Source organism: Psittacicella melopsittaci (assembly GCF_003585925.1).
GTDB classification, from domain to species: domain Bacteria; phylum Pseudomonadota; class Gammaproteobacteria; order Enterobacterales; family Psittacicellaceae; genus Psittacicella; species Psittacicella melopsittaci.
This window is the reverse complement of record NZ_NRJH01000012.1, coordinates 33,714-49,253: the sequence shown is the minus strand read 5'-3', so window position 1 is coordinate 49,253 and position 15,540 is coordinate 33,714. Positions and strand designations below refer to the sequence as shown.

The 15,540-nt window shown below is 36.5% G+C and carries 3 protein-coding genes; 2 read left to right on the top strand and 1 reads right to left on the bottom strand.

Annotated features, from left to right (window positions below; all coding sequences use genetic code 11):
• Positions 1-519: 519 nt before the first annotated feature.
• Complete coding sequence (locus tag CJP74_RS01225; protein WP_119496459.1) at positions 520-12,210, bottom strand: ESPR-type extended signal peptide-containing protein; 11,691 nt, start codon at positions 12,208-12,210, stop codon at positions 520-522.
• 1,874 nt (positions 12,211-14,084) lie between these two features.
• Here CJP74_RS01225 and CJP74_RS01220 point away from each other — a divergent pair.
• Together CJP74_RS01220 and CJP74_RS01215 are read left to right on the top strand one after the other, a co-directional pair.
• Positions 14,085-14,942, top strand: coding sequence for an SAM hydrolase/SAM-dependent halogenase family protein (locus CJP74_RS01220; RefSeq protein ID WP_119496458.1), 858 nt, complete (start codon positions 14,085-14,087; stop codon positions 14,940-14,942).
• Between the two features lie 34 nt (positions 14,943-14,976).
• Positions 14,977-15,540 (top strand): ECF-type riboflavin transporter substrate-binding protein, encoded by a 564-nt coding sequence (locus CJP74_RS01215; protein WP_119496457.1) that lies wholly within the window; start codon positions 14,977-14,979, stop codon positions 15,538-15,540.

The window sequence follows — 15,540 nt, the reverse complement described above, 5'->3', positions numbered from 1 at the left end:
GAAGAAAAACCGAAATTAATCGAAAAAATGCCGATAAAATCTAGAAAAAATGCCGCTAAAATCTAGAGAAATTGCCGAGAATATCTAGAGAAATGAATTAATTAGGGATATTTAAGTTCAGGGGAGATAATTAAGCATTAGGTAGTTACAATTTAATTAAGCTTGGATGAGCATTAATTATATATAAAGACCAATTTAAGTTTAGGGAAGATAATTAATTATGGAACTATAATTTAATTAAGCTTGGGATGACTAGAATTTAAGCTTGGTAAGACAATTAATTAATGGGTTAGAATTAAAGCTTAAGATGACCATTAATAAGAAAGTCTGAGCATTAATAAGAAATCCTGAGCATTAATTAGAGAGCCTAATTTAAGTTTAGAATGAGCATTATCTACTTCATGCCATTTGTGCTTACGCTCAATCCCCTTGAGGCTAAAGTAATATCTAGTCTAATCTATACCTCTGTTTTAGAAGCAAAAAAAAGTCCAGTTAGATTTTTCTAACTGGACTTTCAACTTATTTATTGTTTTGTGTCGGAGCAAGAGGAACAACTACATTATTTCCTGGGTTGCTTACATTGAGGTTGAGGCTTCCTGGAAGCACACTACCTGGAGCATAACAAACGCTTAGAGCATTTGCTGAAGAGAGAGGAGAACAAGTTTGAGCTTGATCTACTAACTGGATACCAGGATTGTTGTAAGTCATACCTTGTGCACCTAAACCAAAGTCATTTGAAGTTTTAACGAGAACTTCAGTAGCTTCAGGAGTAAGGTTACGTACCATATGCGTGTACTCACCTACTGACATACCGTAAGGACGAGTAGGATCCATACCTTGACCTGTTGTTGCTGTCGCTTCTAAGTCGCTTTCGCTAACTTGACTTTCACCTGTAGCATCTTCGTTTGCTTGGTTAAAGTCATCTAAGCTTGCACTTAAGTCAACACTTGCTTTTTGACGAGCAGCCGCAAATACAGCATTAATGTTAACTTTACTTATAGAACGGAAGCTTACATCAGATTCACCATATGGTAAAGCTTGTTGCGCAATACCAGATCCTTTAACTTCATCTAAAGTTTCTTGACTAGGAACTTTAGATTCAGGGAAGAGCTCTTGTCCATTTGGAGTTAGATCATTGTAACCATTACCTGCATCTACAACATCTTTAAATTGATTGCTATCGTTAGCACGATCTATATCCTTGCTTGGAGCCACAGGATCTTTAGTAGCAACAATATCGATGCTAGTGTCTTCATCGCTAGATGAATTTGCATCAGGTGAAGTAGTTACAGATTGTTGATCAGAGCTAATGCTATCACCTGTATCTGTATCCGCTAAGCTACGGTTAGTTGAGTTCTCTAAATCATCAGTGTCAGTACCGTCACCGCTTACACCAACTGTACCATTTGCGTTAACTGCACTATTACCGATTTCATAAGCTGTAGACGATGAGTAAACGTCTGTAGCTTTTTTAGTATCTTCGATCATAGATGAGTCAACTTCTTTAATAACGTTGCCTACGTTATCTGGTACAAGATCGTTACCTGTAATGGATTTATAGAGATTTGCACAGCCTGGACTAGATACGCTACAAGTTACATCACCATTAGTAAAGTTGAAGGCGCTAGAATCACCATTGAAGTTACTTGTGTTAATAGAGAGGTTAACTGCATTAACAAGACTTCCATTACCAACAGTTAATGAATCGCTAGCGTTAATGGTTACATTACCAGCCGAAGCACTAGAAGCATCTATAGTAAGGTTACGACCATTTGAAGTAAAGTTTTCTACCGCACTTAAATCACTATCAGAGATATTAGTATCTGCAGAGTTAATGTTTAAATTATCTCTTGCAAAAATACTGCCCGAAATATCTGTATCTGTAGCATTAATATTTGTTGCGTTAGTAGAAACGGTACTGCCACTAATCTCAACTTTAGTACCACTTATATCAAACTGTCCAGCATTTACACTAGTACCGTTAATGCTTGTGTTACCTGTAATATCAATATTTGAAGCTGAAAGAGCTGAGTTATTGATCTTAGCATCTTCGGTACTGAGGTTTACTGCCGTAACATTTGAGTTATCAATATTTACTGCACCTAAGAACGCTGAGTTTAGGTTAACGGTTGCGTTATCTAAATCTGTGCGATTTGAGGTAAGTGCACCTGTAACATTGATACTTGAGTTAGAGTTAACTGTAAGCTCATCTGTATTTGCATTACCATAAACGTTAAGCTCACTACCTTCGCTTACGTCAATGCTTGAGGCATTGAGGTTAACTGTAGTTGCATTACTGTTTACAGATGTAAATGTATCATTTAAGTTAATACTATCAACAATGTTGAGGTTAGATTCATTACCTAGATTTACATTGTTACCACTGAGGTTGTTAGCATTAACACTACTACTATCTACGGTTAGATTACCAGCTTCAAGATTTTCTTTAGCTGAAACGTTAGAGTTGTTGGTTACATTAGCATCTTCTTCTGCTATAACATTAGTTGCTTCTACACTTGAGTTATCTACTTCAAGGTTAGTTGCACTTACAGTATCACTTGCTGTTACAGTTGTACCATTGGTTAACACCGCTGTGTTTTCAATGATAACGTTAGTTGCAGATAGAGCTACATTATCAGCAATTAGGTCACCCGCATTAATTGTATCTGAAGCACTTACGCTTGTACCGTTAGTTAAAGTAGCGGTAGATCCTACTACAACATTATCTGCACTTAGACTTGAATTGTCAGCAGTGAGGTTATCTGTAGTAATATCACCATTAGCAGTAACTGTAGTACCACTAGTTAAAGTAGTGTTGTTTACTACGTTAACGTTGTTAGCAGATAAGGTTACATTGTCAGCGGTTAAGTTACCAGCAGATACATCACCGTCAGCTTTAACTGTAGAGTCAGTTAAAGTAGCGTTGTTGTCAACTGTAACGTCATTTGCTGTAACAGTTACATTATCTGCAGTTAGGTTACCAGCAGACACATCACCGTTAGCATTAACTGTAGTGTCAGTTAAAGTAGCGTTGTTTTTAACTGTAACGTCATTTGCTGTAACAGTTGCATTGTTAGCTGTTAAGCTACCAGCAGACAGATCGCCGTTAGCATTAACTGTAACGTCAGTTAAAGTTGCGTCATTATCTACTTTAACGTCATTTGCTGTAACAGTTGCATTGTTAGCTGTTAAGCTACCAGCAGACAGATCGCCGTTAGCATTAACTGTAACGTCGGTTAAAGTTGCGTCATTATCTACTTTAACGTCATTTGCTGTAACAGTTGCATTGTTAGCTGTTAAGCTACCAGCTTTAACATCGCCACCTGCTGTAACTGTAACATTAATTAAAGTAGCTTCTTTACCAACAGTAACGTCGTTAGCAGTTACATCTACATTATCTGCTTTAAGGTTACCACCAACACTTAGGTCATTACCAGCTTTAACGGTAACGTCAGTTAAACTAGCATCTTTGTCTACTTTAACGTCATTAGCGTTAAGTGTTGTGTTATCAGCAGTTAAGTTACCTGCACTTAAGGTATCGGTAACCGTAACTGATGTATCGTTAGTTAGGCTAGCGTTGTTTTCTACCTCAAGGTTAGTTGCTGTAACAGTTACATTGTCAGCTGTTAAGCTATTAGCGTTAACATCACCGCTTGCTGTAACAGTAACATTAGTTAAAGTAGCTTCTTTACCAACAGTAACGTAGTTAGCAGTTACATCTACATTATCTGCTTTAAGGTTACCACCAACACTTAAGTCGTTAGTTGCAGTAACTGTACCGTTAGTTAAAGTAGCGTCCCCGTTAACTGTAAGGTCATTTGCACTTACATCTACTTTATCAGTATTGAGGTTACCGCCGACACTTAGGTCGTTAGTTGCAGTAACTGTACCGTTAGTTAAAGTAGCGTCCCCGTTAACTGTAAGGTCATTTGCACTTACATCTACTTTATCAGTATTGAGGTTACCACCAACACTTAGGTCATTACCTGCAGTAACTGTACCGTTAGTTAAAGTAGCGTCCTTGTTAACAGTAAGGTTGTTAGCACTTAAGTCTACTTCTTCTGCGTTGAGGCTACCACCAACACTTAGGTCATTACCAGCAGTAACTGTACCGTTAGTTAAAGTAGCGTCCTTGTTAACAGTAAGGTTGTTAGCACTTAAGTCAACATTTTCTGAGTTGAGGCTACCACCAACACTTAAGTCATTACCAGCAGTAACTGTACCATTAGTTAAAGTAGCATCTTCGTTTACTTTAACGTTGTTGTTAGCGTTTAAGTTTACATTTTCTGCGTTGAGGCTACCACCAACACTTAGATCATTACGAGCATAAACTGCACCCTTACTTAAAGTAGCATCACCTTCAACAGTAACATCATTAGCGTTTACAACTACATTTTCTGTTTTAAGGTTACCACCTACACTTAGGTCATTACCTAAAGCAACTGGACCATTAGTTAGAGTAGCATCTTCGGCTACTGTAAGGTTATTAGCGTTTACAGCTACTCTATCTGCGTTAAGGTTACCACCTACATTTAGGTCGTTATTTGCAGTAACTGTAAGATTAGTTAGAGTAACATCTTGAGCAACTGTAAGGTTATTAGCTTTTAAGTCTACAGTGTTTGCTTCAAGATTGCCACCAACACTTAAGTTATTTTCAGTAGTAACTGAACCGTTAGTTAAAGTAGCGTCTGCACCTACTTCTAGGTTGTTAGCGTTTACAGATACTTTGTCAGCTTTGAGGTTTCCACCTACAGTTAGATCGTTACCTACAGTAACTGTACCATCAGTTAAAGTAGTATCATTTTCTACTTTAAGGTTGTTAGCGTTTAGGTTAACTTTTTCAGCTTTAAGGTTACCACCTACAGTTAGATCATTTTTAGCAGTAACTGTACCGTTAGTTAAAGTAGCATCCTTGCCAACATTAACGTTATTTGCAGTTACATCTGTATCTGCAGAGTTGAAGTTACCACCTACACTTAGATCATTTTTAGCAGTAACTGAAACATTAGTTAAAGTTGCGTCATTATCTACAACAACTTTATTAGAGTTTACAGTTACATTATCGGCAGTTAAGTTACCTGCACTTAAAGTATCACTTGCAGTAACTGTAGTGTCGCTAGTGAGGCTAAGGTTATTAGTTACACTAAGGTTTGCAGTTTCAACTTTAACTTGATTAGCTTCAAGGTTAGCTGCACTTAAAGTATCAGTTACAGTAACTTTTGTGCCATTAGAGAGGCTAGCGTTGTTTTCTACCTCAAGGTTAGCTGCCGTTACTGTGGTATTAGAAGCATTAAAGTTTTCTGCTTCAATAGTATCACGCGCTGATACTTTACCATTATCTACTACTAGATCACCTGTAACACTAACATTATCTGCACTTAGATTAGTGTTGTTAGCTACGAGAGCTTGTGCAGAAAGATCACCATCAAGAGTAACATTAGTGTTATTTAGTAAAGCAGTTGTTTCTACACTTAGATCCCCTGCTTCTAAAGTAGAGTTATTAGCAACCAGATAATATGTATCAAATGTATCGCTTACTTTTACTTTAGCGTTATCAGCAAAGTTAGCACTTTGACTTAGACTTAAGTTACCTGCATCTAAGCTTGAGTTGAATACTTCTAAGTTAATTGCACTTACATTACCTGTAGCTTCTACCGCAGAGTTATTAGTTAAAGATATTTCGTATTTTACGTCAATATCATTAGCACTAATGCTTACATTATTACCTCTGAGGATATTCGCAGAGATAGTATCTTTTGCGGTAATTTCACTGTGATTGCTTGCTTCAATGTCAAAAGCAACGCTGAGATTATTTGCCGCGAGGCTAGCGTTATCTACTTTAACAGCACGAGCGGTAAAGTTATTATTTGCTTCAACATTTGCGGTGTTAGAAAGAGTTGCTGTACTATTAACCACAGCATTATTTGCTTTGAGGTTAGAGTTGTCGATAGTTAGTTCGTTTGCAATAAAGGTATTAGTTGCATTAACTTGGCTATCGTTAGCAATTTTTGCCGTTGAAGTAGTGAGGTCACCTGCTTCAATACTTGCGTTGTTGAGGTCAATAGCCATAGAAGTAAGGCTATCGCTAGCTTTAACTTTAGCTTGGTTAGTTAAAGTTACACTTGTATTAACCGCAATGTTGTTTGCACTTACATTAGCTTGGTCAACTACCAGAGCATCAGTACGGATACTAGTTGCATTTAGGTTAGCATTTTTGTCGATGCTTGTAGTCTCAGCTACGGTTAGGTTAGTTAAATCTACATCTGAACCTTGAACAGTTAACTTGTCGCTGGTTAAGTTAGTTGCCTGTACTTTAGCTTGGCTAAACTGAGTCTCACCTGCATTAATACTATGGTTAACTTCAACTTGTGCGTTATCAACATTAAGCTGATGTGCAGCAGTTAAATTACCTGCTTTTATCGCACTCTCGTTAGTAATCAGAGCGTTTTGTGCCACTACATCTTCGGCTACCGCAAGCTTACTATTGTTAAGAGAAATGTTAGTTCCTCTTAAGCTTTGGTTTACGGTAATGTTTGCTGAGTTGCTTGCCGTTAGATTAACTACCGCAAGGTCTTTGGTGGTGAGATTACTACCGTTGAGGTTAATCTCATCTAAAGATCTAACATATTCTTCAGCTTTAAGGCTACTGTTAGTTAGAGTTAGATTTTTTGTAATGTTAGCCGTATAGAAACTAACGTTTGAGTCAGTTACCGTAAGGTTGTAAGTATTTGCTTGGCAAAAATCTGCATAAGAATTATCTTCAACAACTATATTAGTTGCACTAGTGTTAAAGAGTAAAGCACCTGCATAATCTTTTACGCTAATGTTAGTTGCTTGGATATTATCAATACTTGCCCAACTGTTGCCACTAATGTTTACTTCATTAGCTGTAGCATTTATAGCCACTAAAGTTGCACGACCACCAACATTTAGATTTGTGGTTCTAATTTGGTTATCTACTTGCAGACGTGAGTCTTCATCAACGTTAACATTAGTTGCCGCAATATTTGTTGCGTAAACTTCAGTACTAATCCCTGAAGTATTTAGGGTATTAATATCAGCTACGCCGAGGTAAGCTTTTCCATTTTCGCTAATGTCAATTGTAGTTGCCGTAATCTCACTAAATGCTGCATTAGAGTTGTAGTCTTTAACTGTAATATTGTGAGCTACAGTTTTACCAGTTACAACAACTTGACCACCTTCAGTTACGTTAAAGCTTTGTCCTACCGAAGCGTTATCAGTGCTAAGGTTAGCGTTCTGAGTAACGGTTAGGTTTTCACTGCTTAAGTTATGGCTAATTTTAACGTTTGTTTTCGCACCAGTTACATTAATGTTAGTTGCATTTAAGTTAGTTAAAGAAGCGGTTGTATTTTCTCCTAAAACTACTTCTGGAGCGTTAATTAGACCAGTACTATTTAGCTCTACATCTTTAGTGCTAAATTTATTTACGGCAACGTTAGCAAGATCTAAGCTTGCATTTTCTGCGTTAAACTCTTTGGTAATTAAGTTTTGCGTTACTGTCAGGTTAGAGTTGTTTTTAACATCTACATTACCTTCAGCAGCTACTAGAGTACCAGCACTTACATTTGCTCCATCGATTTCTACATCTTTGGCAGTTAGAGTGCCTGTTACATTAAAGCTATTACCTGCCGTTGCTTGGAATTGTTCAAGGTTGAGGTTGCTTGCATTTAAGCTTGTATTAGTAAAGTTAAATGCTTTGCTATAGGTAAAGTCACCGAGATTAATGCTTGCATCTGTAGCATTAAAGTCACCGGTTATACTTGTTTGCCCTTGTGAAGTGAGGCTACCACCGTCAAGAGTAATATCATTTACTTTAAGAGATTCAGTTACAGTTAAGTTACCTGCAATATTAGTTGTAGCTTGAGCACCTGCAGTTACATTATTGGCAGTTAGACTTGCTCCACCGATAATATTTAGGTTGGTGGTATAGTCTAGGTTTTTAATTTGCAGAGCATTTCTACTGCTTAGGGTTATATTGGTTGCCGTTAAGGAATTAATATCAACTGTACCTACAGCAGCTACAAAGTTACGTGACACTTTTAGGGTATGGTTAACTTTAGTGCTACCGTTTCTTTGTACATAGAAGTTAGCGGTGATGTTATTTGCCGTAACAGAGCCGTTTTGGTTAATAATGTTACTATCTGAAGTTAGGTTATTACTAACATTGAGGCTACCCCCGTTATCTAGGGTAATGTTATTACGAGCAGTAATATCACCTTCAACATTTAACTCCCCTGTGAGGTTAACATTGTAGGTAGAGTATTGGTTTAGACCTGTACCTGTACCTTGGAAGTCGTTTTTACTACGGTAATCTCCGAGGTAAACTTGACCTGTAACATTAACTTTACCAGCAATATTTAAGCTTTGCGTTGCGTGGAAATCAAGCACATCTGCATTAGCCGTGAGGTTGTTGTTCACGCTAATGTTGTAACCCGTAAAGTAGATACCTGAAGTTTTTTGTTCATTATCCTCGGTACCTAAAACACGCTCAGCAATTGCCTTGCTTGCTTCATTTCTTGCCGTTAGGTTAAGTTTATTGTTAACCGTTATGTTATTTGCCGTGTAGTTTTGTAAAGCTACATTCGCACTATAACCAAGAGTTCCCGCAAAGTTAAGCTCTTTAGCACTAAAGTTTAGGCTATTATTCGTGTTGTCACTAGTAATATTTAGGTTACCTAAAGTTAAAACTCCAGCATCCACAAAACCATCAGAGGTTGCATTACCTGTAGTAAAGTTCAGGGTAGAGTTATTAGTTAGGTTAATGTGTGCTACTTCACTTGCACAAATACGGTTAGCAAAAACAGAAGCCCCTTTAACATCTACATTTGTATTATTAAAAGTAGTGCTGAGAAAATATAAGTTAGCCTCACCTGTGCTATTAATATTTACCGTAGAGTTAATGTACTTAGAGTTTTCACTATAAAGTTGGAAAGCTTTTAAAGCTGTCGCACTTAGGTTAAAGTCACTAACATTACTATCTACAAAAGTTGCCGATAAATTATTTAAGTTTACGAGGTTAACCCCAGAAAGGTTTGCATCTACGTTTTTGAAGATTAGATTAATACTTTGGTTCGGTTGGTACTCACCAATGTTAGAAGCACCTTGGATATCTACTTCATAGTCTTCAAAAATAATGGTCGGCGAATAACTATTAAAATAAGACCCTTGCTCTATATAGAATTTACTTTTAACAAGTTCCCCATCGTCATCGTAGTTCATGCTTGAAAAATACACGCCACCACGAGAGTTAAGACGTAATAAAGAGTTATTAGTTACGCTTACGTTACCGTAAATAATAACTGGGTTACCTCTTTCAGTTAGGGAAGTAAACTCACCATTGTTGTTGAGGTTAAAAGTATAGAGCGTTGATTTATTTGTTAGATTAATATCTTTAAAATAGAGACTACTTAAGCGACTAATAGTATCTGAGTTGTAATACATTAGCGTTAAGTTAGCATTATCTAAATTAAGAGTTGCATCTGTAAGATCTGCAATTGAAGAAAGAGCATAGTCTTCGTTCGTTACTTTAGCGGTAATAAAGAAGCGTCCGCTTAAGTTCACGGTATCTTGCAGATCTGGATCTATATAAGTTCCGTTATCATAAGTTGCTTGATAGCGGTTTTTACTGAGGTAACTTATAGCAGTTGACCCGTTGCTCGATGTGGCAAAGAGGTTAATAACCCCATTGTTAGTTGCATTGAGAGCTGTACCTGCAGTAAAGGTAATAGCCACTACAGTTTCATCAGTTGAAGTTGCGTTTAGGTTAACTAAAGCACTGTTAACCGCAAAGTTACCTTCAAAGAGCACACCACGACCAGAAGTAATGTTTAAATTACTTCTATACGCACTTAATCTTTTTACTAAATCTTGACTTGCAGTAGTACCATCAGCAACCACACTATTAGCATTACCAAGCACTGTTACATTACTAAAACCAATGGTTCCATTAGTGTTAATGCTTGCATTTGCATTAGTAATATTTAAAGTCGAATTAGTAAATTGAATGGTACGATCACTTTCGGCAATTGAGTAAGCAAAGCCTGAGCGATATTCGCTAGCTGTGCTATCTACTTGTTCATTTGGATCAGGAATAGCTTCTTTAGTTCCAGTTGAGCTTGTATCTTGATCTGCACCAGCGTTTGTTGTTGAAGTTTGCGAATAGTTAAAAGTACCACCTGGATTTAAACCAGAAATAGTATCTTCCCAGTTCTCAAATACATTGCTACCAGTAGCGAAGCTTAAGTTACCAGTAAGGGTAGTATTATCTACAACAATTCTTCTTACCGCTGCGTAAGTTTGGTTAGCTGCGGTAACGTTACTGTTATTAAGGTAAATTGAGTTACCTGCAACTAGGTTAACTGCGGCATCTTTATTACTAATGTTAATAGTAGTATTGTAAAGACTAATATTACCTTGACGAGCAAAAACATAGAAATCAAAGCTTAAATCAGAGCCAGTAATTACCGCATCAGTAAAGCTTACGTTACCATCTGGAGTATAGAGGTAAACGTGATTTTGCTCTAAACGCTTGTTAATAAAGCTATCAGTAAGACTTAAGCTATAATTAGTGCTTGAAGTATCTGCAACTAGATTGCTGTAATCATTATTAATATAGTGAATGAGAACTGAGCCATCAGCTTGCAGATTATAATCGTAAATTACATTAGTGTTATCGCTTACATTGTAGTTAAGAGCTGTACCATTAACTACATTAATGTTTAATGGGTCTAATAACCAAGTCCCACCGTTAGTGCTTACATTAAAGTCATCACTAAAGTAAGCGTGGTTAGCAGAAGTTTCTACTAAGCCAGCCTTGTCAGTAGTTTCCCAGTTACCCGCAAAGTAAGCTACATTAGCATAAGCAAGGATTTCTCCACCTTGTTTGCTTGTTCCTTGGGCACGAGTAGTTGCGTTTTTATTAACTACTAATTTTTGAGCTTTAAGTTGGCTATCATCTTTAGCTAAAGCAGCAACATTACCAACTTGGTTTAAGCCACCAATAGCAACTTTACCTGCTTGCTCACCATTAGCTTGAGCTTGAATGCTTGAGTTGCCAAGTAAATAGATATTGTCACCATTTACTTTAACTTGCTGACCAACAAGAGTACCATTGTTAATTACAACCCCTTGTTCTTCGCCTTTAGCACTTACACTAATAGTGTTAGTGCTAGGCACATAAGTACCCGAACCTTCACCTAAAGCGTAAAGTTCTACACTACCATTAGCTGAAACATTTGCTTTAATTGTTCCTTGGTTAATTACTTGGTGACCAAATACTAAACCTTGTTTACCCGCAAAGATTTCTCCAAGGTTAACCGCTTGGTTACCTGCTTTAATGGTGTAAACAATTTGTGGGTTGTTAAAGTCACTAATTTGAATTGATTGACCTGCAAGTAAGAAAACATTACCGTTTTCACTTTTTAGAATACCGTTGTTTACTACTTGACCACCTACTAAGGCAATGTGACCATTTTTATCAACGCTAATAAGACCTTGGTTTAAAATAGCTGCTATTTTTTCATCATTGCTAGAGTTAAAGTTTAACTTGCCAGCTAAGAAGTCTTCATTGCTAATATCAAGAGTTGAAGCTACTAAAGAGTTTACGTCAACTGTAGCTGTTTTACCAAACACTATCCCTGCTGGGTTAACAATAAATACTTGTCCGTTTGATCTTAGGGTACCAAGAATTTGTGATACTTGACCACCAAGAACACGGTTAAGTACTGCTGAGTCCGCAGAGTTTTGGATAAAGTTATAGATTTCGTTTACTCCGATATTGAAAGTTTTCCAATCAATAATTGTACGATCAGTAACCGAAGTAATATTAGTAACTAGGCCATTTACATCGATTTGGGCTTTACCTGCGATTACGCTAGGATCCCCACTAATAGCAAGTGCTTTAGCGCTTAAGCTCATACTACCCAATAGAGCTATAGCTAAAGTTGCAGACATGCCTAGGGCTCTACCAGCTCGTTTTGTAAGTTGGCAGATGCTAGATGTAAATGTATTAGTGCCTTGACGGGCAATACGCGAAATTTTTAAATTATCTTCTGTTGAGAGAGTATAGTCCTCTAGCTCAACTGGGGTGCTTTGAACCGCACCTGTGGTTTTACCTGCATGATTGCAGATTTCAGAAACGACAACTAAGCGTCCCTGATCATTTAATTTTAGTCGATATATTCTATTCATGGGTAGTATTATTGGATGTAAATTTTCTAAACAGGAACTAGCTTAAGCTAGCTCTTTCTAATGTGTGAACTAATTAAAAATAACTCTATAAAGGAATTAAGTTGAAAATATTGTTGGGATATTTGTAAGACAGATTACAGACGGTTGCCAGACCTAAAAGATGAGATTGTGAGAGTTTGTTATGTTAAAGATTAAAACTTCAACTTAATTAATTTCTAGAGGTATTTTCTCTTACCTAGTTAGACAAGCAAAAAAGGAAAAAGTTTTAACTTTTTTTAGAAAAAGATTAGGGTGCCAAAATAAAATTCTTAAATCTAAGTTACTGATCTTTAATTGGAATTATTTTCTATCTAACTAGACCTAAAAAGGAAAATTTGCCAGAAAAAAGTTATAACTTGCCACGGTATATTATAGAGCAAAAAGTGAAATAAAGCCAATTTACTTACTTTAAGTAAGGAAATTAAGAAGAACAATTCTTACTTGCCTTTGTTAAGGTGCTAAGTTCTTGAGTTTAAGAGCAAATTAGGTACTTTTAGCCACTTAGGCAAGGAAGTTGGAGTTTTTCCGTAAATTAGGGGAGAAATTAAGGCAGGCAAAAAGAAAAAGTGAGTTCTCAAACTAAAAAAAACAAAGTTAAGAGCAAAAATAAATTTTTCTCTGAGTAGCTAAATAATATTTAAGCAAAAGAAGAGACTGCTTCTTATTAAGGCAATGAGTTATATTTTTCTTTTTTCTTACAGTAAATAATGTCTCCTTTCTTATCTCACAGAAGCTAGTGTTCTCTTCTCTTCCTTCTCTTCTCTAACAGTAATAGCAGTAGCCTTTCTTCTATAAAGCAAAGAGATCCCCTCTTCCTTATTAAAGCAAGATCCCCCAACACTTTTGCCCTATCAAAACAAAGAGAGTTCACATTTCTTCTATTAAAGCCAAGAGAGTTCCCCTCTCCTCTATCACAGCAAATAGTGCTCCTTTTATCTCTTACAGCAAGCCGAGTGCCCTCTCCTCTCTTAAAGCAAAAATTGTTTCTTTTTTATTCTTCTCTCACCACAAAGACTCGTGTTCACAAAATAAGCGAATAAGCAGATAAGTAAATAAGCAAGATATAAAAGCTCTTAAGTGAATTATTAAAGCACTAAAACTCCCTTCTCGCTCCCTAGTTACAATGCCTCTCTCCGAGAGATAGCTCTAAAATTACAAACTTGCCTGAGAAGAAAATAAAGGCAAGAAAATTGCCCCGTAATGAAAAAAATTTGCTATACTTTAGGCATAAAAAATGCCTTATAAAAAATCAAATCAAATGTCTTTCCTTTGCTATAAAAAGCTTAAATAACAAGCTTTTAAGAAAAAAGTTAAATTTTTTTTATATTTTATACTTTTATTTCGAAAAGAAATTTGCTAGACTAAATTTATTACAATAGTTAAGCACCCTTCACTTCTTTTGCTTGGCTATTTACATTCTTTAATCTTCCAAATAAATTTTCGTTATAAAAGAGTATCAAATGAAAAAACTAGTTTTTGTTAATGAGCGAATGTAAAGTTTAACAAAGCACTAGCAAGCTTGAGCTTGTTAAGTTAGCTTTGTCGACAAAGCTGACTTAAAAATTTAACGATAAATTCTTATCTTATATAAAATCCAAATTTTATCTTTTGCCGGCTAGGCAAACTCCCTTAGTATGTTTCTACTTTTTTAGGTAGGTTTTATCCCTAAACAAACTGTACCTAAAATCTAAATTAACTTAGAGAAAATCTCTCAAGACCACATTTTATTTTGTTATATCTAGAGGTAGTCCCACTACTTGGGGTTAGTCTACCTAAATTTTGGCAAAAATAAAATTTTTAAGACAATTACATAGAAAAGTTAAGGAAAAAATCAAATGACAAAACACGCATTAGTATTACAAACAGACTTTGGTTTAGGTGACGGTGCAGTTAGTGCAATGTATGGTGTAGCTGCTCAAGTAGATCCTGAATTACGCGTGCATGATTTAACTCACGATATTCCTCCCTATGATATTTGGGCTGCTTCTTATCGTTTATTACAAACAGTTCCTTATTGGCCAAAAGGCACAGTTTTTGTTTCTGTAGTTGACCCTGGTGTAGGCTCGACGCGCCGTAGTTTTGTGGCTAAAACAAAAAATGGACAAATTGTAATTACCCCAGATAATGGTACTTTAAGTCACTTAGCTCACTACATTGGCTTAGAAGAAGTGCGCCAAATTGATGAATTAGTTTCTCGTTTACCGCATTCGGGAGAAAGTCATACGTTTCATGGTCGTGATGTATATGCTTTTAATGGAGCTCGTTTAGCAGCTGGCTTAGTGTCATTTGAAGACTTAGGAACGGTTGTTCCGCTTGACAAGGTTACATGTATACCTATTGTAGATGCTCGCGTAGAAGACGGCATTGCACGTGGTATTATCGATATTTTAGATATACGTTTTGGGAGCTTATGGACCAATATTCCCTTAGGCCTATTACGTGAACTCGAAGTTAAAAGTGGTGAAGATGTAGTAGTTTCTATTTACCATAATGGCATTAAGGTTTACCAAAACGTAATGAAGTTTGCTAAGGTTTTCTCAGATGTAAACATTGGCGAACCTCTAGTTTATATTAACTCACTTCTGAACGTGGGAGTGGCAGTTAACCAGGATTCATTTAGCCGGTTATACCATATAGGTACAGGGGTTGAGTGGAGTATTGAGATTCGTAAATCTCAGATTGCGCAAGCATAGTAAATGTTATAATTTTTTGTAAGGAGTTATTTTCATGGCGACAGCAACTAAACGTAATCCGGTAAAAACGGTTGTGGCAATAGGAATTGGGGCGGCAATAATTTTAATTTTAATGCGTTTTGTGATGTTACCAACTCCAGTACCAAATACTAAACTACAAACGGCATATGGCTTTTTAGCTTTATTTGCAGGTATTTTTGGTCCATTTGCTGCTGGTGTAGCAGCGTTTATTGGGCATTTCTTAAATGACGTTACCCAATATGGTACAGCTTGGTTTAGCTGGATTAGTTGTTCAGCTCTACTTGGTGTAGTTTTAGGTTATGCAGTTGATGGTAAAAAACTCTTAGCAGGTTACTTTACAGTAAAACAAGCTATTATCTTTAATGTTATCCAAGTCATTGCCAATTTAATACTTTGGGGAGTAGTAGCTCCTTCCATAGATACGGCAGTTTACGCTGAACCAACTAACAAAGTATACCTTCAAGGTATAGTAGCAGCTATTGGTAATGCACTATCAGTAGGGATTATTGGTACAGTTTTATTAGCAGTTTACGCTAGAACTCGTACTAAATCAGGTGCTTTAGAATTAGAAAAATAA